The 21,972-nt window shown below is 69.1% G+C and carries 17 protein-coding genes; 9 read left to right on the forward strand and 8 right to left on the reverse strand.

The features are described from left to right. Positions 1-5: 5 nt before the first annotated feature. A complete protein-coding gene (gene mutS, locus LK533_RS00105; protein ID WP_229361716.1) occupies positions 6-2,582 on the reverse strand; it encodes a DNA mismatch repair protein MutS in 2,577 nt (858 codons plus the stop codon). Positions 2,583-2,715: 133 nt separating this feature from the next. Here mutS and LK533_RS00110 point away from each other — a divergent pair, with 133 nt between their 5' ends. The 3 genes from LK533_RS00110 to LK533_RS00120 all read left to right on the forward strand — a co-directional run bounded on the left by LK533_RS00110 (position 2,716) and on the right by LK533_RS00120 (position 7,723). Then, positions 2,716-4,980, forward strand: a complete 2,265-nt coding sequence (locus LK533_RS00110) for an NADP-dependent malic enzyme (RefSeq protein WP_229360529.1) — start codon at positions 2,716-2,718, stop codon at positions 4,978-4,980. A 551-nt stretch (positions 4,981-5,531) separates the two neighbouring features. Further along, entirely contained in the window at positions 5,532-6,923 is a 1,392-nt protein-coding gene (locus LK533_RS00115) for a helix-turn-helix domain-containing protein (protein WP_229360530.1), read from the forward strand. A gap of 50 nt (positions 6,924-6,973) precedes the next feature. Beyond that, positions 6,974-7,723, forward strand: coding sequence for an EAL domain-containing protein (locus tag LK533_RS00120; protein WP_229361717.1), 750 nt, complete (start codon positions 6,974-6,976; stop codon positions 7,721-7,723). Between the two features lie 7 nt (positions 7,724-7,730). On the opposite strand, the gene LK533_RS00125 is transcribed toward LK533_RS00120, so the two are convergent. From LK533_RS00125 to LK533_RS00135, 3 genes are all read right to left on the reverse strand, one after another. Further along, a complete protein-coding gene (locus tag LK533_RS00125; RefSeq protein ID WP_229360531.1) occupies positions 7,731-8,681 on the reverse strand; it encodes an aldo/keto reductase in 951 nt (316 codons plus the stop codon). Next, entirely contained in the window at positions 8,678-8,878 is a 201-nt protein-coding gene (locus tag LK533_RS00130) for a hypothetical protein (RefSeq protein WP_229360532.1), read from the reverse strand. Before LK533_RS00130 ends, LK533_RS00125 begins: the two co-directional genes overlap by 4 nt. Positions 8,879-8,948: 70 nt before the next feature. Next, positions 8,949-9,263, reverse strand: a complete 315-nt coding sequence (locus tag LK533_RS00135; protein ID WP_229360533.1) for a hypothetical protein — start codon at positions 9,261-9,263, stop codon at positions 8,949-8,951. Positions 9,264-9,401: 138 nt separating this feature from the next. Between LK533_RS00135 and LK533_RS00140 the strand changes: the two genes are divergently transcribed. The 4 genes from LK533_RS00140 to metH all read left to right on the forward strand — a co-directional run bounded on the left by LK533_RS00140 (position 9,402) and on the right by metH (position 15,327). After that, entirely contained in the window at positions 9,402-10,358 is a 957-nt protein-coding gene (locus tag LK533_RS00140) for an ArsR/SmtB family transcription factor (protein WP_229360534.1), read from the forward strand. Beyond that, entirely contained in the window at positions 10,355-11,296 is a 942-nt protein-coding gene (gene metF, locus LK533_RS00145) for a methylenetetrahydrofolate reductase [NAD(P)H] (RefSeq protein WP_229360535.1), read from the forward strand. Before LK533_RS00140 ends, metF begins: the two co-directional genes overlap by 4 nt. A 154-nt stretch (positions 11,297-11,450) precedes the next feature. Further along, positions 11,451-12,497 (forward strand): homocysteine S-methyltransferase family protein, encoded by a 1,047-nt coding sequence (locus LK533_RS00150; RefSeq protein ID WP_229360536.1) that lies wholly within the window; start codon positions 11,451-11,453, stop codon positions 12,495-12,497. A gap of 151 nt (positions 12,498-12,648) precedes the next feature. Further along, positions 12,649-15,327, forward strand: coding sequence for a methionine synthase (gene metH / locus LK533_RS00155; protein WP_229360537.1), 2,679 nt, complete (start codon positions 12,649-12,651; stop codon positions 15,325-15,327). A gap of 321 nt (positions 15,328-15,648) precedes the next feature. Here metH and LK533_RS00160 read toward each other — a convergent pair whose 3' ends face one another. Further along, the gene (locus LK533_RS00160) at positions 15,649-16,845 is read right to left on the reverse strand and encodes an MFS transporter (protein ID WP_229360538.1); all 1,197 of its coding nucleotides are present in this window, start codon (positions 16,843-16,845) and stop codon (positions 15,649-15,651) included. A gap of 142 nt (positions 16,846-16,987) precedes the next feature. On the opposite strand from LK533_RS00160, the gene alr reads away from it, so the two are divergent. Next, on the forward strand, positions 16,988-18,013 hold the full coding sequence (gene alr / locus LK533_RS00165; protein ID WP_229360539.1) for an alanine racemase: 1,026 nt from the start codon (positions 16,988-16,990) through the stop codon (positions 18,011-18,013). Positions 18,014-18,032: 19 nt separating this feature from the next. Here alr and LK533_RS00170 read toward each other — a convergent pair whose 3' ends face one another. Both LK533_RS00170 and LK533_RS00175 read right to left on the reverse strand, forming a co-directional pair. Continuing rightward, positions 18,033-19,208, reverse strand: coding sequence for an acetyl-CoA C-acetyltransferase (locus tag LK533_RS00170; RefSeq protein ID WP_229360540.1), 1,176 nt, complete (start codon positions 19,206-19,208; stop codon positions 18,033-18,035). 45 nt (positions 19,209-19,253) lie between these two features. After that, positions 19,254-20,327 (reverse strand): alpha/beta fold hydrolase, encoded by a 1,074-nt coding sequence (locus tag LK533_RS00175; RefSeq protein WP_229360541.1) that lies wholly within the window; start codon positions 20,325-20,327, stop codon positions 19,254-19,256. Between the two features lie 13 nt (positions 20,328-20,340). Here LK533_RS00175 and phaR point away from each other — a divergent pair, with 13 nt between their 5' ends. Further along, positions 20,341-20,919: a polyhydroxyalkanoate synthesis repressor PhaR gene (gene phaR, locus LK533_RS00180; RefSeq protein ID WP_229360542.1), complete on the forward strand. Its 579-nt coding sequence runs from the start codon at positions 20,341-20,343 to the stop codon at positions 20,917-20,919. 217 nt (positions 20,920-21,136) lie between these two features. Here phaR and LK533_RS00185 read toward each other — a convergent pair whose 3' ends face one another. After that, complete coding sequence (locus LK533_RS00185) at positions 21,137-21,943, reverse strand: class I SAM-dependent methyltransferase (RefSeq protein ID WP_229360543.1); 807 nt, start codon at positions 21,941-21,943, stop codon at positions 21,137-21,139. Between the last annotated feature and the right edge of the window lie 29 nt (positions 21,944-21,972).

Below are 21,972 nucleotides of genomic sequence, written 5' to 3' on the forward strand. Positions count from 1 at the left end.
CTCGCCTAGTCGCGCGCCAACTCCTTCAGCCGGTACAAGGCGTCGAGCGCGGCCCGCGGGCTAAGCGCGTCCAAGTCCAGCGTCGCGAGCTCGCTGCGCAAGGCATCGGACTTCTCCTGCTCGACCGGCTGGATGGCAGCGAACAGCGGCAGGTCGTCGAGCCCGGCCGCAAGCCCGCCGGTCTTCTGGCGCCCGGCCTCCAGCTTGGCGAGCACCGCCTTCGCGCGCGCGACTGTCGCCGGGGGAAGGCCGGCGAGCCGCGCGACCGCGAGGCCGTAGCTGCGATCGGCCGGACCCTCACCCAGTTCGTGGAGCAGGACCAGGTCGCCCTTCCACTCGCGCGCGCGGACGTGGTGGAGGCTCAGCGCCTCGCAGCGTTCGGCCAGGCGGGTGAGCTCGTGATAGTGCGTCGCGAACAGGCAGCGGCAGCGGTTGTCCTCGTGGATCGCCTCCACCACCGCCCAGGCGATGGCGAGCCCGTCGTAGGTGGAGGTGCCGCGGCCGACCTCGTCCAGAATCACGAAGCTGCGCGGGGTCGCCTGCGCGAGGATGGCGGCGGTCTCGACCATCTCGACCATGAAGGTGGAGCGGCCGCGCGCGAGATTGTCCGACGCGCCGACGCGGCTGAACAGCCGGTCGACCAGGCCGAGCGTGGCACGGGTCGCGGGGACGTAGCTGCCGGCCTGGGCCAGCACCGCGATCAGCGCGTTCTGGCGCAGAAAGGTCGACTTGCCGCCCATGTTGGGGCCGGTCACCAGCCAGAGGCGATTGTCTTCCGACAGGCGGCAGTCGTTGGCGACGAACCGCCCGCCCGCCTTGGCGATGGCGGCCTCGACCACCGGATGGCGGCCGCCCTCGATCTCCAGGCAGGCATGGTCGACCAGGTCGGGCCGCGCCCAGCCGCCTTCCGCTGCGCGCTCGGCGAGGCCGGCGGCGACGTCGATGCGGGCAAGCGCGTCGGCGGTGGCGGCGATGGCCTCGCGGGTTCCGAGCACCTGGCCGGTCAGTTCCTCCAGATGCGCGGCTTCGGCGGCGAGCGCATGGGCGCCTGCCTGGGTGACCTTCAATGCGACATCGTGGAGTTCGGGCGCGTTGAAGCGCACGCAGCCGGCGAGCGTCTGGCGATGGGTGAAGCCGCTGTCGGCCTTCATCAGCGCGTCGGCGGCGCGGGCCGGGACCTCGATATGATAGCCGAGCACGCCGTTGTGACGGATCTTGAGCGCGTTGACGCCGGTGCGGGTGCGGAACTCCGCCTCCAGCGCGGCGATGGCGCGGCGGCCGCCGGCCCCGGTGGCGCGCAGATCGTCGAGCGCGGCATCATAGCCCTCGGCGATATAGCCGCCGTTGGCCGCGTCGATCGGCGGCGAGGGGACGAGCGCGCGGGTGAGCAGCTCGACCAGCGCGCCGTGGCCGCGCAGAGCCGGCACCAGCTGGCCGAGCAGCGGCGGCGCGTCGGCGAGCTGTTCGAGCCGGTCGCCCAGCGTGCGTGCGCCGTCGAGGCCGTCGCGCAGCTGCCCCAGGTCGCGCGGGGAGCCGCGGCCGGCAGCGATGCGGCCGAGCGCGCGGCCGACGTCGGGGAGCGCGCGCAGGGCGGAACGAACGCCGTCGCGCAGGCCCGGGTCGTCGTGGAAGCGGGTGACGGCGTCGAGCCGCGCCTCGATCTCCGCCCGGTTCATCAGCGGCGCGGCGATGTCGGCACCCAGCAGCCGCGCGCCCGCACCCGTCACGGTGCGGTCCACCGCGTCGAGCAGGCTGCCGCTGCGGCTGCCGGAGGTGGTGCGGGTGAGCTCCAGGCTTTCGCGCGTCGCGGCGTCCACCGCCATGCACTGGTCGTTGCGCGACACCAGGGGCGGGCGGAGGAAGGGGAGGCTGCCGCGTGCGGTATGGTCGAGATAGGCGACCAGCCCGCCGGCCGCAGCGAGCCCCGCGCGGCTGAAGCTGCCGAAACCGTCCAGGGTCGCGACCCCGAACAGCGCCTTCAGCCGTGCCTCGCCGGCGGCGCTGTCGAAATCGATGCGGGGACGCAGACTGGTTGCGATCTCGGCAAAGGCGGAAGACTCGGAGGCGACCACCTCGGCCGGCGCGAGCCTGGCGATGGTGGCGGCGAGTGCATGCCCGTCCGTCTCGATCAGCTCGAACCGGCCGGTGGAGACGTCTGCGGCGGCGATCGCGACCTCGCCGCCCGCCTCGCCCACCGCCACGCACCAGTTGGCGGCGCGCGCGTCGAGCAGCGCTTCCTCGGTCAGCGTCCCGGCGGTGACCACGCGCACGATCGCGCGGGCGACCAGCGCCTTGGAGCCGCCGCGCTTCTTGGCCTCCTCGGGCGTCTCCACCTGCTCGGCGATGGCGACGCGGTGGCCGGCCTTGATCAGCCGCGCCAGATAGCCCTCGGCGGCGTGGATCGGCACGCCGCACATCGGGATCTTTGCGCCCTCATGCTCGCCGCGTGCGGTGAGCGCGATGTCGAGCACGGCCGAAGCGATTTTCGCATCGTCGTGAAACAGTTCAAAAAAATCGCCCATGCGGTAGAACAGCAGGCAGTCGGCGGCTTCGGCCTTGAGGGCGAGATATTGCGCCATCATCGGCGTCGGGGCTGGAACGGCAGGCATGGGCGCGTGGGTAGCCGAAGAAGCTGCCGCCGTCATGTCCGGGCTGGGGGTGACGGAGGCGAGGATGCGTCTTAAGGGCAGGGCCATCAGTGCGGGAAGGTTGCAGATGGCTGAAGAATCAAACGTCCAGTTCTCCGAGCGCGAGGCGCTGCTGTTCCACTCGGAGGGGCGGCCGGGCAAGATCGAGATCATCGCGTCCAAGCCGATGTCGACGCAGCGCGACCTGGCGTTGGCCTATTCGCCGGGCGTCGCCGTGCCGGTGCGCGCGATCGCGGCCGACCCTGCCACCGCCTATGACTATACCGCCAAGGGCAACCTGGTCGCGGTGATCTCCAACGGCACCGCCATTCTGGGCCTGGGCAATCTGGGCGCGCTCGCGTCCAAGCCGGTGATGGAAGGCAAGTCGGTGCTGTTCAAGCGCTTCGCCGACGTCGATTCGATCGACATCGAGCTGAAGACCGAGGACGTTGACCGCTTCATCGACGCCGTCGAGCTGATGGAGCCGACCTTTGGCGGCATCAACCTGGAGGACATCAAGTCCCCGGAATGCTTCATCATCGAGCAGACTCTCCGGGAACGCATGAACATCCCGGTGTTCCATGACGACCAGCACGGCACCGCCATCATCGCCGCCGCCGGCCTGATCAACGCGCTGTATCTGACCAAGCGTGACATCGCGACGACCAAGGTCGTGATGAACGGCGCGGGTGCGGCGGCGCTCGCCTGCGCGGACCTGGTGAAGGCGATGGGCGTGCGGCAGGAAAACCTGCTGGTGGTCGATCTGGACGGCGTGCTTTACCAAGGGCGCGAAGTCGGCATGAACCAGTGGAAGTCCGCCCATGCGGTCGCCACGGACAAGCGCACGCTGGGCGAGGCGCTGGATGGCGCCGACGTATTCATGGGGCTGTCGGCGGCCAATGCGCTGCCGGCCGAACTGCTCAAGAAGATGGCGCCGAACCCGATCGTGTTCGCGATGGCCAACCCCGATCCGGAGATCACCCCGCCCGAGGCCAAGGCCGCGCGCCCGGACGTCATCATTGCCACCGGCCGTTCGGACTATCCGAACCAGGTCAACAACGTGCTGGGCTTCCCCTTCATCTTCCGCGGTGCGCTCGACGTGCGCGCGACCACGATCAACGACGAGATGAAGGTCGCGGCCGCCCAGGCGATCGCCGCGCTCGCGCGCCAGCAGGTGCCCGAGGAAGTCGCCGCCGCCTATGGCACGCAGCACAGCTTCGGCCCGGAATACATCATCCCGGCCCCGTTCGACCCGCGCCTGATGGAACTGGTGCCTGCCGCCGTCGCCAGGGCGGCGATGGATACGGGTGTCGCGACCAAGCCGATCCTCGACATGGACGCCTATCGCCAGTCGCTGCGCGCGCGTCTCAACCCGACCACGGCCGTGCTCAGCCTGGCCTATGAAGGCGCCAAGGCGCACCCGAAGCGCGTCATCTTTGCCGAGGGCGAGGAAGAGGTGGTGCTGCGGGCCGCCATCAACTTCCGCGAGGGCGGCTATGGCACGCCGGTGCTGGTGGGGCGCGACGACGTGTACGATCGCCTGCGCGCGCTGGGCGTGACGGACCCGGAGACGTACGAGGTCCACAACAGCCGCCATTCGCCGCTGGTGCCGCAGATGGTCGACTTCCTCTACGCGCGCCTCCAGCGCCGCGGCTATCTGCGCCGCGACTGCGAGCGGATGGTGAACCAGGATCGCAACATCTTCGGCGCGCTGCTGCTGCAGCTGGGCGAGGGCGATGCGATGATCACGGGCGTCACGCGCACCTATGCGCAGACGATTCGCGAGCTGCGCCGCGTGATCGATCCCAAGCAGGGCCGCACCCCGTTCGGCATCCATGTGCTGGTCGGGCAGAGCCACACGGTCTTTATCGCCGACACCACCGTCAACGAGCGCCCGAATTCCGAGGAGCTGGCTGACATCGCCGAGGCGACCGCCCAGGTCGCGCGCCGCATGGGCCATGAGCCGCGCGTCGCGTTCCTGAGCTACGCCAACTTCGGCAATCCCGAGGGCAAGTGGCTGGAGCAGCTGCGCGGTGCCGTCGGCGTGCTCGACAAGCGCGAGGTGAGCTTCGAGTACGAGGGCGAGATGACGCCCGACGTCGCGCTCAACCCGCGCCAGCTCGCGAACTATCCGTTCGCGCGCCTGTCCGGCCCGGCCAACGTGCTGATCATGCCGGGTCTGCAGTCCGCCAACATCTCGGCCAAGCTGCTGCGCGAACTGGGCGGCGACGACATGATCGGGCCGATGCTGGTGGGCATGGAAAAGCCGGTGCAGATCGCGCCGATGACGTCGACCGCCAGCGAGCTGGTGACGCTCGCGGTGCTCGCCGCCGGCGGCATGCTCGACGGCTGATTGGCAAGGGAGGGGCCGCGGTGTGCGGCCTCCCCTCCGGTTTGTTGTGCTCCTGCCTGCGCAAAAGCACAGTATCGGAAATTCTGCCTCTCGCCTTTGCCGCGGACGAGCGGTCCGGCGTTCGGAAGCCCTGAAGCGGCTCATCCGGTAGTCGTTCGTGCTGCGTAGGGGCTGAGCTTGTCGAAGCCCGTATCGAAGCAGCATACGGTCCAGCGACAGTCCGCCGGCACCACGAAATCGACGGACACGAAAATACCCGCCGGAGACTGCGCTCCGGCGGGTATCTTTCCTCCCCAGGAACGGCTGGGCGCGAGCTGGAGGCTCGGCCGAGAGGGAAGCTCGAGGTGCTGCCTGGACGCTCGCAGCGGTCGCGGGCGCGCCGCGATCTTGTCACGTCCTTTACAGTTCCTCGCGTAAGCTCGGTGCAGCTCTTGTGCCGCAGGCCGCGCGATTTCCTAAGGCGATGCCACTGAAAATGCGGTGAGCCTGTCGAACCTCTCGCCCTTTGCTCTGTCGGTGTGTAAAGTCTTTGCACCTTTGGGAGGCGAAGCATGGCGGAACGCAAGCTGTTGGCAGGCCATGCGGTTCGGCGGGTGCGGCGCCAGGGTGGCCTCACTCAGGCGGCGATGGCGGAACTGCTCGGCATCTCGCCGAGCTACCTCAACCTGGTCGAGCGCAACCAGCGCCCCGTCTCAGCGGCGCTGCTGGTGCGGCTGGCCGAGCGGTTCGACTTCGACGCGCGCAGCCTCGCGAGCGGCGAGCCTGCGGGCGGGGCCGATGCGCTGCGCCGCCGCCTCGCCGACCCGATGTTCGCCGACCTGGAGATCGATCGCCACGAAGTCGCCGAATGGCTGGCAAGCGCGCCCGGCGGAGCCGAGGCGTTCGCGCGCGTGTTCGACCGGCTGGGCGGCGGGACGACCGCCAGCGCGGCATCAACCGCGGACGATCCGCAGGGGCTGGTACGGCGGGAGGTCGAACGCTGGCGCAACCACTTCGCCGATCTGGACACGCTGGCGGAAGGGATTGCCGACGAACTCCGGCTTGCGGCGGCCGATCTGGGTGCGGCGCTCGCCGAGCGGCTGCGCGTGCGCCACCAGCTGTCGGTGCGCGTGCTGCCGGTCGACGTGCTGCCGGATCGACTGCATCGCCTCGACCTGCACGCCCGCCAGCTCCAGCTGTCCGAGCTGCTGAGCCCTGCGCAGCGGCTTCACCTGCTCGCCCGCCAGATCGGGCAGAGCGAGGCGCGCGGGAGCATCGACGCGCTGGTGCGTGGTGCCGGCTTCACCGATCGCACCGCCGAGCGCCTCTATCGCCGCCACCTGCTGAGCTATTTCGCCGCGGCGCTGACCATGCCCTATGCGCGGTTCCTGCGCGCGTGCGAGGCGACCGGCTATGACGTGCCCTTGCTCGCGCGGCGGTTCGGCACGTCGCTCGAACAGGTTGCGCACCGGTTGACCACGCTCAACCGGGTGGGGGCGCGCGGGCTCGCCTTCTGTCTCCTGCGCGTCGACCGGGCCGGGCAGGTGTCGAAACGCTTTGCCGGATTGAGCGGCGCACCGATGGCGGACGCCGCCAGCCTGTGTCCGTTGTGGAGCGGCTTTGAAGCGTTCGCCCGCCCCGACGCCGCCGTCTCCCAGCTGGTGGAGCTGGAGGACGGCAGCCGCTGGTTCAGCTGGGCGCATGTCGTGCACCCCGCGGTGGGCGAGGTCGCGGGCGTGCGGGCGCGCTATGCGGTGGCGCTGCTGCTGTCGGCGGATCAGGCGCGCGGCTGGGCTGCGGCGCGCGGCACCGAGGTGGCGGGGGAGGCGGTCGCCATCGGGCTTGGCTGTCGTGCCTGCGCCAGGCGCGACTGCGGGCAGCGTTCGGCGCCGCCCCGCGGCCACGCGCTGCTGGTCCATGAACGCGAAGCCGGGGTGACGCCGTTCGCCTTTGCCGGCGATTGACGGAAACCAGATCCTAAGACTTCGCTGCGCAAGGTGGAAGCATGACCAAGATGCCCCCCGGCAGATGCGCTGGCTGCCGCGAGGGGCAGGCGCTCGACTTTTCGATCGCGATGGCGTTCCAGCCGATCGTCGACCTGCGCAGCGGCCGCGCCTGGGCCTATGAGGCGCTGGTGCGGGGCGCGGAAGGCGAATCGGCCGCAGAGGTGCTGGCGCAGGTCACGCCGGAAAATCGCTACGCCTTTGACCAGCAATGCCGCGTGGCAGCGATCGAGGGCGCCGTCGCCGCCGGGCTGCTCGACACCGACGCGCGCCTGTCGATCAACTTCCTCCCCAACGCCGTGTATTCGCCGCTGGCATGCATCCAGCTGACGCTGCGCACGGCCGAGGCCGAGGGGCTGCCAACCGACCGGCTGATGTTCGAGTTCACCGAGAATGAGGAGATGGCCGATCCCGACCATGTGCTGAACATCGTCGAGACCTATCGCCGCATGGGCTTCACCACTGCGCTGGACGATTTCGGCGCGGGCTTTGCCGGGCTGGGCCTGCTCGCGCGGTTTCAGCCGGACGTCCTCAAGCTCGACATGGCGTTGCTGCGCGGGCTCGACACCAGCGAGCCGCGCCGTCTGATCGTCGAGAGCATGGCGACGCTTTGCCGCAAGCTGGGCGTGACGGTGGTCGCCGAGGGGATCGAGACGCAGGACGAACTCGACGCGGTCCGCGCACTCGGCATCGATCTCGTCCAGGGTTATCTGCTGGCGAAGCCCGCGTTCCAGGCGCTGCCAGAGCCGGTCCTCTCGTAAGGCCGGCCTAGACGCCCGCGTTCGTCATCCGCTCCAGCTGTTCCTTGCTGAGCGTCAGGTCCCAGGAACCGGTCAGTTCCTCCACCTGCTCGACGCTGGTCGCGCTGGCGATGGGTGCCGTGACCCCCGGCTGTGCGGCAAGCCAGGCGAGTGCGATCTGAGCAAGGCTGGCGCCGGTTTCCGCCGCCACCGAGTCCATCGCCGCGAGTACGGCCGCGCCTTTGCCCTCCAGCAGCTCGGCCATGCCGCCGCCGCGCACGCTCTTCGACAGGTCGTTGCGGCTGCGATACTTGCCGGTCAGGAAGCCCGAGGCGAGCCCGTAATAGGGCGTGACCGCGATGTTGTGCTCGACGCACTGGTTCTGCAACTCGCCTTCGTAGCGGGTACGGCTGACGAGGTTATATTCGGGCTGAAGCACATGGATGTGCGGCAGCCCCTCGCGCGTCGCGATCTCGATCGCCGATTTCAGCCGCGCGGCGTGGAAGTTGGATGCGCCGATCACGCGGATCTTGCCGGCTTCGACCAACCGCGCGAAGGCGGCGAGATAGTCCGCCTGTGGCACCGTCTCGTCGTCCTGGTGCGCGAAATAGACGTCGACATGGTCGGTGCCGAGCCGCTGGAGCGAGGCGTCGATGGCCGCAGCGATGCGCGCGGGGGCCAGCTTCTCGCCGCCTTCGCCCGGCAGCATGCCGACCTTGGTCGCAATCAGCACCTGGTCGCGCTTGCCCGATTGCTTGAGCCATTCGCCAATGACGCGCTCGGACTCGCCGCCCTGATGGCCATCGACCCAGGCCGAATAGACGTCGGCCGTGTCGATCATGCGGCCGCCGCGCTCGACAAAGGCGTCGAGGACGCGAAAGCTCGTCGCCTTGTCGGCGGTCCAGCCGAACACATTGCCGCCCAACACCAGGGGCGGGGTCTCGAGGTCGGTGGCGCCCAGCGTGCGAAGAGGAGTCATGGCCTGTCCATCTGATTGTCGGCGGAACGCGCCGGAGCCTGATTGTCGGCGGCGAGCGCTGCGGCGCTCACACTGTTCGGGCGGAGCATCTCGGCAGCGTCGTTGATCGCCTGCGTTTCTTCCGGGCGCAGCGCATCCGCGGGTCCGTCCTGCGACCCGCAGCCGGCGAGCGCCAGCGCCGCCGGTAGGAGCGGCATTCGGATCGCCCACGCGGGCATCCGAAACAGCGTCCAGGTGGCGCAGTCCTGCCGCGCCACCTGCATTGTCTTAGCGGTTCTGGAGGTCGTTGCCGGCCTTTTCCAGTTCCTGGCCGGTTTCATGCGCGCCATGGTCAATCGCGCGGCCTGCGTCGTCGGTGGCGTTGCCGATGGCATCGCCGGCGCGGTCGAGGCCGTTCTCGGCGGCGTCGAATGCGCGATCGCTTGCCGCCTCGACATCGTCCACGGCTTCACCCATCGTCGCATTCGCGTCCGCTGCGATGGACTCGGCAGCCTCGCTGGTCTCGTTCTGCGCCTTGTCGCTGCAGGCGGAGAGTGCAAATGCGGCGGCAGCGGCGAACGGAAGCAGCATGACCTTCTTCATCGGGGTTCCTCGTTTTTTGATGCAGGATGTTTGAGGGGGCGAACGCACCCGCCCCATGCTTGTTTCCATGGCGCAACGGGCTGACGCAACCTTCGCGCGCCGTTGACCGCATATAAAGAATTCTTTATATGTACTGCCATGGCTCCAGCACTCGACATCTTCCGCGCTCTGGCGGACGCGACGCGACTGCGGATCGTGGCGTTGCTGCGCTCGATGGAGCTGTCGGTCGGCGAACTGGCGCAGGTGCTGGGGCAGAGCCAGCCGCGCGTGTCGCGGCACGTGAAGATCCTGGTGGACGCCGGCTTGGCCGAGCGGCGCAAGGAAGGCAGCTGGGTGTTCGTGGCGCTGGGCGAGGAGGCGCGGATCGCCCCGGTGCTCGCCGCGATCGATGCCTGGACGGGCGAGGGCGATCCCTGGACGCTGGCCGACACGGCGCGGCTCGCAGCAGTGCGCGCAGACCGCGCGCAGGCGGCCGCCGCCTGGTTCGAGGCGCATGCCGGCGAATGGGACGCGATCCGATCGCTGCACGTGGCCGAGAGCGAGGTCGAGGCGGCGTGTGCGCGGGCGCTGGGCGCGCAGCCGATCGGCACGCTGGTCGACATTGGCACCGGCACCGGTCGGATGCTGGAGCTGTTCGCGCCCCAGGCGGCGCACGCGCTGGGTGTCGACCGCAGCTCGGAAATGCTGCGGCTGGCGCGCGCCAAGCTTTCCGAGCGCGGGCTCGACAAGGCGGAGCTGCGCCAGGCCGATTTCTACCGGCTGCCGCTGTCGGACGACGATGCGGACGCCGCGATCCTGCACCATGTGCTGCATTTCGCGCAGCACCCCGGCGCGGTGATCGCGGAAGCGGCGCGCGTGCTGGCGAGCGGAGGGCGGTTGCTGATCGTCGATTTCGCGCCGCACGAGCGCGAGGACCTGCGCACGCGCGATGCGCACGCGCGACTTGGATTTTCGGACGAGCAGATGCTCGGCTGGTTCGCCGCGGCCGGGCTCGCGCCCGTGCAGACGGAGACGCTGGAAGGCGGCGAATTGACGGTGAAGCTGTGGCTGGCGCGGAAAACCGGCGCCACCCGGGTGGAGAAACAGGCGGCATGACGATTTCGGTGAACCAGCTCGAGGAAGCGCGCCGCGCGCTGGAGGCGCCGCTGTTCGCGGACGTGGCGGGCGACGCCGCGGTGTCGTTCGAATTCTTCCCGCCCAAGTCGGCGAAGATGGAAGAGACACTGTGGGAGGCGGTGCGCACGCTGGAGCCACTCGGCCCCCGCTTCGTTTCCGTCACCTATGGCGCAGGTGGTTCGACGCGCGAGCGCACCCATGCGACCGTCGCACGCATCCAGCGCGAGACGAGCCTTGCCGCCGCCGCGCACCTGACCTGCGTCGAGGCGAGCCGGGCCGAGATCGATCAGGTGGCCGAGGAATATTGGGCCGCGGGCGTGCGCCACATCGTGGCGCTGCGCGGGGATCCGCCCGTCGCGGGGCAGGCGTTCCAGAGCCATCCGCAGGGCTATGCCAATGCCGCCGACCTGGTCGCGGGACTGAAGAAGCTGCATCCGTTCGAAATCTCGGTTGCCGCCTATCCCGAGCTGCACCCGGATTCCGGCACCCAGGCGGCCGACCTCGACAATCTCAAGCGCAAGCTCGACGCCGGCGCCACCCGGGCCATCACGCAGTTCTTCTTCACGCCCGAAGCATTCTTCCGCTTCCGCGACGCAGCGACCGCAGCGGGCATTTCGGCCGAGATCGTGCCGGGGATCCTGCCGGTCTCCAACGTCGCCCAGACGCGCAAGTTCGCGGGCATGTGCGGCGCTGCGATCCCCGACTGGATGGACCGGCTGTTCGAGGGGCTGGACGACCACCCCGCCTCACGCCAGCTGGTGGCGGCGACCATCGCGGCGGAGATGTGCCGCCGGCTCTATGCGGGCGACGTGCGCCACTTCCACTTCTACACGCTCAACCGCGCCGAGCTGAGCTATGCGATCTGCCACCTGCTGGGCCTGCGCGCGAAGAAGGTGGCGGGGCAGGCGGCGGCGTGAGTCTGTCCCACCCCCACCGTCATGCTGATCTCGTTTCAGCATCCACCGCGCAGCAAGCGGCGGCGGCGGGTGTGGACGGATGGACCCTGAAACAAGTTCAGGGTGACGACACTATTGAGGGCGGCGGCGCCCGACGCGACGAAGGAAGAACGGCATGACTCCCCGCGAAACCCTGCTGGCCGAGGCCGCCAAGCGCGTGCTGATCACCGACGGCGCGTTCGGCACCGAGATCCAGAACTGGAAGCTTTCGGAAGCCGACTATGCCGGCAGCCTGGGCCTCAGCCATGACCAGAAGGGCAACAACGACATCCTGGCGCTGACCAGGCCCGAGGTGCCGGAGTCGATCCACCGCGCCTATTTCGAAGCCGGCGCCGACATCGCCGAGACCAACACCTTCTCCGCCAACCGCATCAGCCAGGCCGACTATGGCGCTGAGCATCTTGTGCGCGAGATCAACGTCGAGAGCGCGAAGCTCGCGCGCCGCATCGCCGACGAGTTCCAGGCCAAGGACGGCCGCCCGCGCTTCGTCGCCGGCGCGATCGGGCCGACCAACAAGACGCTGTCGCTGAGTCCCGACGTCAACGATCCCGGCTTTCGCGAGATCGACTTCGATTATCTGAAGGACGTGTACCGCGAGCAGATCGACGCGCTGGTCGAGGGCGGCGCGGACTTCGTGCTGATCGAGACGGTGTTCGATACGCTGAACGCCAAGGCCGGGATCATGGCGGCGATCGAGGCGGGCAATGCGCTCGGCCGCGACCTGCCGATCATGCTGTCGATGACGCTGACCGACCTGTCCGGACGCAACCTGTCGGGGCATACGGTCGAGGCGTTCTGGCATGCGGTGCGCCATGCGCGTCCGCTCACCATCGGGCTCAACTGCTCGTTCGGGGCGGAGCAGCTGCGGCCGCACGTGAAGACGCTGTCCGGCATCTGCGACACCCTGATCATGGTCTATCCCAACGCCGGGCTTCCCAACGAGCTCGGCGCCTATGACGAGGCGCCGGAGACGACCGCCGGGCTGGTGCGCGACTGGGCGGAGAACCGCCAGGTCAACGTGCTGGGCGGTTGCTGCGGATCGACCCCGGCGCACATCCAGGCGATTGCGCAAGCAGTGCGGGAACTGCCGCCGCGCAAGATCCCGACGCCGGAAGTGCGGACGCGGCTTGCCGGGCTCGAGCCGTTCACCATGGCGGCGTGAGGTCTAAAATCCTCCCCGGCACGGGGAGGGGGACCGCGCCCGAAGGGCGTGGTGGAGGGGGCTCTCCGCGAGCGAGTTCCCTGCGGCAACCCCCCTCCACCAGCTTCGCTGGTCCCCCTCCCCGTACCGGGGAGGATCAAGAAGAAGACAGATGAACGCCACCGCCTCCTCCACCAGCTTCGTCAACATCGGCGAGCGCACCAACGTCACCGGCTCGGCGCGCTTCAAGAAGCTGATCATGAACGGCGACTATGCCGCCGCAATCGAGGTCGCGCTCCAGCAGGTGGAGGCGGGCGCGCAGGTGCTGGACGTCAACATGGACGAGGGGCTGCTCGACGCGCACCACGCCATGACGACCTTCCTGAAGCTGATCCAGGCAGAGCCCGACATCGCCCGCATCCCGGTGATGGTCGACAGCTCGAAGTGGGACGTGATCGAGGCGGGGCTGAAGTGCGTGTCCGGCAAGCCGATCGTCAACTCGATCAGCATGAAGGAAGGGGAGGAGATCTTCCTCGAACACGCCCGCAAGTGCATGGCCTATGGCGCCGCGGTCGTGGTGATGGCGTTCGACGAGGTCGGCCAGGCCGACACCCAGGCGCGCAAGGTCGAGATCTGCGAGCGCGCCTACAAGCTGCTCGTCGGCATCGGCTTTCCGCCGGAGGACATCATCTTCGATCCCAACGTCTTCGCGGTCGCGACGGGGATCGAGGAGCACAACAACTACGGCGTCGACTTCATCGAGGCGTGCCGCGAGATCAAGGCGCGCTGCCCGCACGTCCACATCTCAGGCGGCCTTTCGAACCTGTCGTTCAGCTTCCGCGGCAACGAGCCGGTGCGCAAGGCGATGCACTCCGTGTTCCTCTACCACGCGATCCCGGCCGGCATGGACATGGCGATCGTCAACGCCGGCCAGCTCGAGGTCTATGACCAGATCGAGCCGGAGCTGCGCACGGCGTGCGAGGACGTGATCCTCAACCGAGATCCCGATGCGGGCGAGCGGCTGGTGGCGCTTGCCGAGCGCTTCCGCGGCACCGATGCGGTGGCCGAGAAGCAGGCGGCGGAATGGCGCAGCTGGGGTGTCGCCAAGCGGCTGGAGCATGCGCTGGTGAAGGGCATCGACGCGCATGTCGTCGACGACACCGAAGAGGCGCGCCAGCTCTACGCCCGGCCGATCGAAGTCATCGAAGGCCCGCTGATGGACGGCATGAACGTGGTCGGCGACCTGTTCGGATCGGGCAAGATGTTCCTGCCGCAGGTGGTGAAGTCCGCGCGTGTGATGAAGAAGGCAGTGGCGCACCTCTTGCCCTTCATCGAGGCCGCCAAGGAGCCCGGCTCCAAGGGCAAGGGCAAGGTCGTGATGGCGACCGTGAAGGGCGACGTCCACGATATCGGCAAGAACATCGTCGGCGTCGTGCTCCAGTGCAACGGCTTCGAGGTGGTGGACCTGGGCGTGATGGTCCCCTGGTCCAAGATCCTGGAGGCGGCGAACGAGAATGACGCCGACATGATCGGCCTCTCCGGCCTCATCACCCCCTCGCTCGACGAGATGGTGACCGTGGCCGAGGAGATGAAGCGCGCCAAGATGGTGATGCCGCTGCTGATCGGCGGCGCGACCACGTCCAAGGTGCACACGGCGCTGCGCATTGCGCCCGCCTATGACGGGCCGGTGGTGCACGTGCTCGACGCCAGCCGGGCGGTGGGTGTCGCGACCACGCTGGTGAGCGACACGCAGCGCGACGATTATGTCGAGAAGGTCGCGGCCGACTATGCCGCGGTGCGTGCCGCACGCGAGGGCAAGGGGCAGAGCGCGCTGCTGCCGATCGCTGATGCGCGCGCAGCCGGCTTCGTTGCCGACTTCGCGCAGAAGCCGGCCGCGCCCGCGCAGCCGGGCATCCACCAGTTTGACGACTGGGATCTCACCGACCTGCGCGGCTACATCGACTGGACGCCTTTCTTCCGCGCCTGGGAACTGGCCGGCAACTTCCCTGCGATCCTGGACGACGAGATCGTGGGGGAAAGCGCGCGCGGGCTCTACGAAGACGCGCAGAAGATGCTCGACACCATCATCGCCGAGAAGTGGCTGACCGCACGCGGCGTGGCGGGGCTGTGGCCGTGCCATCGCGACGGCGACGACATCGTCGTGCGCACCCGTCACAGCGACGACCAGGTGAGCCCGGACGGCGCGCACTTCCCGGCCGACCTGCACACGCCCGACCTGGACCCCGGCAATGAGGCGAACGTGCGCCTGCCGATGCTGCGCCAGCAGATCGCCAAGCGCGAGGGGCGGGCGAACATGTGCCTGGCCGACTTCATCGATCCGGCGGGCGACTGGTTCGGCGGCTTTGCGGTCGGCATCCACGGCATCGACCCGCACATCGCCCGCTTCAAAGCGGCGCACGACGACTATAACGACATTCTGCTGAAGGCGCTGGCGGATCGCCTGGCCGAGGCGTTTGCCGAGCGGCTGCACCAGCATGTCCGCACGACGCTCTGGGGCTATGCGCCCGACGAGCAGCTGACCAACGAGGCGCTGGTGCGTGAACAGTATCGCGGCATCCGCCCGGCGCCGGGTTATCCGGCGTGCCCGGAGCACAGCCTGAAGCCGATGCTGTTCGAAATGCTGAACGCAGGGGAACGCGCCGGGCTGGTGCTGACCGAGAGCTTTGCGATGCTGCCGACGGCGGCGGTGTCGGGCTTCTACTTCGGCCACCCGGATAGTCAGTATTTCGGGGTGGCGCGGATCGGGCGGGACCAGCTGGAGGACTATGCCCGGCGCCGCGGCGTCAGCGTGGAGCAGGCCGAACGCTGGCTGCGGCCGAACCTGGACTGAGCTTCGCCAACCGCCTCACCGTGCTCCCGCGAAGGCGGGAGCTCAGGAGCCGCAGGCGGTGTCGCTCGTGGCCCTGGACTCCCGCCTTCGCGTGACTTCTGCAAAACAGGGGCCATCGTCCTTTGGTCCACCCGTATTCCTGCGCAGGCAGGAGTCCAGGGCCAAGCAGAGCAACGACTTGCGGTGGTTGGAACCCTGGGCTACTGCCTTCGCAGGAGCACGGCTGGTGGTTTCGCAGAGGTCTCGCCTGCGCGGGAGCCCAGGGAGGCAGGCGTTGTCGGTTGCGATATGGCTCCCGCCTCCGCGGGAGCGCGTGCTCGCTCAGGCCGGCTGCAGCACCACAGCACGCTTGCGGTCGAGCGCCACCGACAGTGCCCAGATCGGCAGGCCGCCCAGCGCCAGCACTGCACCGATCGCGCCGGTCGTCTCCAGGCCCCAGCCGGCGGTGATGGCCATGCCGCCCACCCACGGACCAATCGCATTGGCGAGGTTGAGCGCCGAGTGGTTGAGTGCCGCCGCCAGGCTCTGCGCCTCGCCGGCCACGTCCATAAGCCGCGTCTGCAGCACGGTGCCGAGTGCCCCGCCCAGGCCGATCACGAACACGCACGGGACGATCGTCCACAGCGATGCGGCGGCAAAGGTATAGAGTGCCAGCATCGCAGCGCTCCATAGCAGCGTGAAGGCAACCGTCGGCATCAGCGCCCGGTCGGCGAAGCGCGGGACGATCAGATTACCCGCAGTCATGCCGATGCCGAACACCGCCAGCACCACCGGCACCAGCGCGGACGACACACGCGTCACCTCCAGCAGGGTCGAGGCGACATAGGTGTAGACGCAGAACATGCCGCCAAAGCCTACCGCCCCGATCGCAAGCGTCAGCCACACCTGCGCGCGGCCCAGCGCGCGCAGTTCGGCAAGGGGGCTCGCGCTGCGATCCGCCCGGTCGCGCGGGGCAAGTGCTGCCAGCAGCACGACGGTCAAGAGCGCCAGCACCGCAACCACGCCAAAGCCCCAGCGCCAGCCGACCGTCTGCCCCAGCGCGTTGGCGGCGGGCACGCCCAGGATGGTGGCGACCGTCAGCCCCAGCATCACGCGGCCGACCGCCTGGGTGCGTTTCTCCGACGGCACCAGCGACGCCGCGACCAGCGAGGCGGCGCCGAAATAGGCGCCGTGCGGCAGTCCGCTCAGGAACCGGAACGCCAGCATCCAGCCATAGGTCGGCGCCAGCGCGCTAAGCCCGTTGAACAGCGCGAACGAGCCCATCAGGCTGATCAGCAGGGCGAAGCGCGACATGCGCGCGCCGAGCACCGCGATCAGCGGCGCGCCGACCACCACGCCCAGCGCATAGGCGCTGATGACATGGCCGGCGGTCGGCTCGGAAATGCCGAGACCGGGGGCGAACAGGGGCACCAGGCTCATGGCTGCGAATTCGGTCGTGCCGATCGCAAAGCCGCCGGTGGCAAGGGCAAGGTGCACCAGCGCGACGCTGCGCGCGGGCACGGAAGGGGAAGAGGCCATCCGGGCGCAAATGGTTGATGCTGCACCGCAGCGCAAGCGCAGCATCCGCAAGGCTGGGTTGCACAAACGCAAGCAATCGGCGGCGGAGCGACTAGGCCGCACCCTCGACGCCCGCCAGCCCAGGCGCTAGGCCGGTCGGGTGATGCATGCCCCTCTTCGCCTGCGGCTCGACAGCGCCGCGCTTGTCCACAACTGGCGCACGCTTGGTCAACGGAGCGGCCCGGCCGCCTGCGGTGCTGCGGTCAAGGCCAACGGCTATGGCCTGGGCGCGCGCGAGGTCGTGGGTCGGCTGGTCGAGGCGGGCTGCCGCGATTTCTTTGTCGCCACCTGGGCGGAGGCGGAGGCGGTCGCCGACATCGCGCCCGCCGTGTCGGTGCTGCACGGCCTGCGCGAGGAAGACCTGCCGCAGGCGCGCCGCTGGCCGCACATCCGCCCGGTGCTCAACACGCCCGTCCAGATCGCGCGCTGGCGGGACAGCGGCGGTGGGCCATGCGACGTAATGGTCGACACCGGCATGAACCGGCTAGGGGTGCGCTGGGACGCGCCGACGGCGCTGTTCGAAGGCCTGGAGATCCACACGCTTCTCAGCCATCTCGCCTGCGCGGACGAGGACCACCCGCTCAACGCCGAACAGCACGCGCGCTTTGCCGAGGTCGCCGCACGGGTGCCGGCAAAGCGTACCAGCCTCGCCAACAGCGCCGGCATCTTTCTGGGCCAGGAGTTCCGCTTCGACCTGACCCGGCCAGGCCTGGCGCTCTACGGCGGTGTCCCGTGTCCGGCGGCCGAGGGCGTGATCCGGCAGGTCGTCCATCCCGAGGCGCAGGTGCTCCAGCGCCGCCGCATGCGTGCGGGCGAGACGGCGGGCTACAACGCAACCTATGTGGCGCAGGCGGACCAGGAACTGGCGGTGCTCAACATCGGCTATGCCGACGGATACGGCCGCGGCTTCTCGGATACCGGCACCGTCTTCGCAGGTGACGTCGCCTGCCCGGTGCGCGGCCGCGTCTCGATGGATCTGCTGATCGTCGATGTGACCGGCGCAGACGTTGCCGAAGGCGACTGGCTCTCGATCGACTATGCACTGCCGCGCGCTTCGGCGGCGTCCGGCCGGTCGCAATATGAACTGCTGACCGGCCTGGGCCGTCGCTTTGACCGGGTCTGGCGCTAGGCCAGACCCGCACCCGGCCTTACGGCCGCTCGACGCACATGGCGATGCCCATGCCGCCGCCGATGCAGAGCGTCGCGAGGCCCTTCTTCGCGTCGCGGCGCTGCATCTCGTAGAGCAGCGTCGTCAGCACGCGCGCGCCCGAGGCGCCGATCGGATGGCCGATCGCGATCGCGCCGCCGTTGACGTTCACCTTGTCCGCGTCCCAGCCCATGTCCTTGCCGACCGCCAGCGCCTGCGCCGCAAACGCCTCGTTCGCCTCGATCAGGTCGAGGTCGCCGACACTCCAGCCCGCCTTTTCGAGCGCGCGGCGGGAGGCGGGGACGGGGCCGATGCCCATGATCGACGGGTCGACGCCGGCGGTCGCCCAGCTCTTGATGGTGGCAAGCGGCGTGATGCCGCGGCGCTCGGCTTCGTCCGCCGACATCACCACCAGCGCAGCCGCACCGTCGTTGATCCCGCTCGCATTGCCCGCGGTCACGCTGCCGTCCTTCTTGAACGCCGGGCGCAGGCCCGACATCGCGTCCAGCGTCGCACCGGCGCGGATATATTCGTCGTCCGCAACGATCGTGTCGCCCTTGCGGCCCTTGACGGTCACCGGCGCGATCTCGTCCTTGAAGCGGCCGTCCGAGCGCGCCTGCTCGGCAAGGTTCTGCGAACGCACCGCAAAGCTGTCCTGATCCTGGCGCGTAACCTGATACTGCTCGGCCAGATTCTCGGCGGTGATGCCCATGTGATAGCCGTTGAAGACGTCGGTCAGGCCGTCCTTGATCATGGTGTCGACCAGGGCGACATCGCCCATCTTGGCACCCGCGCGCAGCGCCTGGGCATGGGCGGAGAGCGACATGCTCTCCTGGCCGCCTGCGACCACGATCGACGCATCGCCGGTCAGGATCGCCTGATAGGCGAGCGCCACCGTGCGCAGGCCCGATCCGCAGACCTGGTTCACGCCCCAGGCGGGCACCTCCTTGGGGATGCCGGCGGCCATCGACGCCTGACGCGCGGGGTTCTGCCCCTGCGCGGCGGTGAGCACCTGGCCCAGGATCACTTCCGACACGTCTTCCGGCGCGACACCCGCCTGCTCCAGCGCGGCCTCGATCGCCTGGCGGCCGAGCTCGTGCGCGGGGGTAGTGGCAAAGGCGCCCAGGAAGCTGCCGACCGGGGTTCGCTTGGCGGCGGCGATCACGATCTCGGTCATGGCAGTCCTCTCAGAAACGCGCCGCTTGATGCGACGCCGTGTCCCTTATTTAGGCGCGGGAAGTCGGGTTATCCAGTCGGCGAGTGGTGTCCACAGCAGTGCCGGCGCACGGCTTCCGACGACCATGCCGACATGTCCGGCGGCGACGGGATGCCGGTCGGCCAGACCTGTCGCACTTTGCGCCGGTACGATGCGGTCACCCTGCGCCACGAAGTCGATGGTCGGGCAGGCAAGGCCACCGGGCATGACCGTGCGCCCATCCAGCTGCCAGCCCCCGCTTCCCGACAGGTCCTCGCCAAAGAAGCCCTCGAACAGCTGCCGTCCCGCGGCAAAGGTGAGGGGGGCGCCGGCGTTCGCCCAATCCTCCAGCGCAACGAACGCGCGGGCCTTGGCGCTCGCCGGATCCAGCGTGGCGAACCCTTCGAACTTGGCGACGGTGCGGGCTGGATCGAGCTGCCAGAAGCCGGATTGCAGCACCTCCATCGGCACCAGCCCAAGCGTTGCACAGGTCGGCTCGGCCGCTCGCCACAAGGACGCGATCCGTGCGCGCGCCGCCTCTCCGAAGCCCGCGAAGTGCCACGGCGCCGCGATCAGCGCGACGCCCGCCGCTGGCCGCAGCGTCGCCGCCGCCAGCGCGATCGTCCCGCCCAGGCAATAGCCGACCAGCACCGGCGGTTCCGGCAGCGTGTCCAGCAGCGGCAGCAGCAGGTCGGTGACATGCGCGTCGACGTCCTGCTCGCGTGCATCCGGCCCCGGCGTGCCCCAGTCGACCAGCAGCGGCCGGACGCCCCGGCCGGCAAGCCAGCGCAGCAGCGAATTATCCTCCGCCAGATCGAGCACGAACGGCGGGTTGATGAGCGAGGGGACGAACACCACCGGCCGGCCGGTCCCGACCCCATAGTCGAGCAGCGTCGCGCGCCCGCTTCGCGCCACCACCGGCGGAGCGGGCGGTCGCGGCGCGCGTGGCGCCTGCTGGTATGCACGCAGTCCCGCCAGTGCTGCGGCGCGGCGTTCCGGCGCCTCCGCCGTCTCCGACCTCAGCATGTCCAGGAACAGCGGCAGCGGGCGCGGCCCGCGTTGCAGCGCGGCAGAAAAGGATGATAGTGTCGGATCAGACATTCAGGGGTTCTGCATGAAAAAGACCGTGTCGGATGGCGGACCCGTCATCATCAAGAAATACGCTAATCGGCGTCTCTACAATACCGAGACTTCGTCCTACATCACGCTGGACCATCTGGCGGCGATGACTCGCGAGGGCCGCGACTTCAAGGTGGTCGATGCCAAGAGTGACGACGACATCACCCACAATGTCCTGACCCAGATCATCATGGAAGAGGAAAGCCGCGGGCAGACGATGCTGCCGGTGAGCTTCCTGCGCCAGCTGATCTCGCTCTACGGCGATTCGATGCAGGCGATGGTGCCGGGCTATCTGGAGGCATCGATGGACAGCTTCCGTCGCAACCAGGAGCAGTTCAAGTCGGCGGTCGAGGGCGCCTTTGCCAACTCGCCGTTCGCCAACACCCCGTTCGCCGAAATCGCCAAGCGCAACATGGCGATGTTCGAGGCGGCGACTTCGGCGTTCAAGGCCGGTGCCGCCAACGACAGCACCGCGACGTCCGCACCCGCGGCGGAGGGCAGCGAAGGCGAGATGCGCGCGCTGCGTGCCGAGCTCGCGCGCCTGCAGGAAAAGGTCGACAAGCTGGCCAAGTGAGCCCGAGTCCCTGGGGTGGACGGCTCGTCGGGCGGCCAACCCCCCGGGGCTCCGCCGTGCTCCTGCGAAGGCAGGAGCCCAGGGTCCCAAACACCGCCAGCGGTTGTTCTGCTTGGCCCTGGACCCCCGCCTGCGCGGGGGTACGGGTATATCGGACGGTCTGGCGCGCCTCTCGCGCAGCTTTCTTGGATACGTCGGGGACGGGCGTCCCCGTTCATCACCGCGGCTTCACGAAGCGCAGGGTCATCCGGTCGCTTTCGCCGATCGCGGCATATTTTGCGCGATCCGTGTCGCCCAGCCGATAGCTCGGCGGCAGCGTCCACACCCCTTGCGGCCAGTCGGCGGTGTCGCGCGGGTTGGCGTTCACCTCGGACCGGCCCGCCAGCTTGAACCCGGCCTTGGTCGCAAAGCCGATGACGGTGCTTTCCTTCAGATAGCCGCTCTTTTCCTCGGCGGCGGAGTCTCGCGCCTCGGGCAGGCGATGCTCGACCACGCCCAGCGTGCCGCCGGGCTTTAGCATCGCGAACATGGCGTCGAACATCGCCTGCGCCTGGTCCGCGCCGCCGAAGCGCCAGTTGTGGGCGTTGCGGAAGGTCAGCACCACGTCGGCGCTGCCGTTGGGCACCGTCGCGTCGCCGGGCTTGGCCGGGAAGCCCGCGATCCGTATCTTGCCATAGCGGGCGGCGTCCTTCGCCTGGAGCGCCTGCACGCCCTTGGCGCCATTGGGCAGCGGGGCCGCCGCCACATAGCTGCCGCTGCGCGCGAGATAGGGCGCGAGGATTTCGGTATACCAGCCGCCGCTCGGCCAGATCTCCACGACGGTGTCGCTCGGCTTGACGCCGAAGAAGGTCAGCGTCTCGGCCGGATGCCGATAGCGGTCGCGCGCCACATTGGCAGGCGTGCGCGCGGGCGAGGCGATCGCGGCGGCAAGTGCCTGCTTGGGCGTGCCCGACTGGGCGACGGCGGTCGCCGCCAGAGGAACCGTCGCGGCGGCGAGGGCAAGGATCGGCAGGATCGGGCGCATCGGGAACCTCCAACAAGGTGACGAAGCGA

It is taken from the genome of Sphingomonas sp. PL-96, from assembly GCF_020707215.1.
Classification (GTDB): domain Bacteria; phylum Pseudomonadota; class Alphaproteobacteria; order Sphingomonadales; family Sphingomonadaceae; genus Sphingomonas.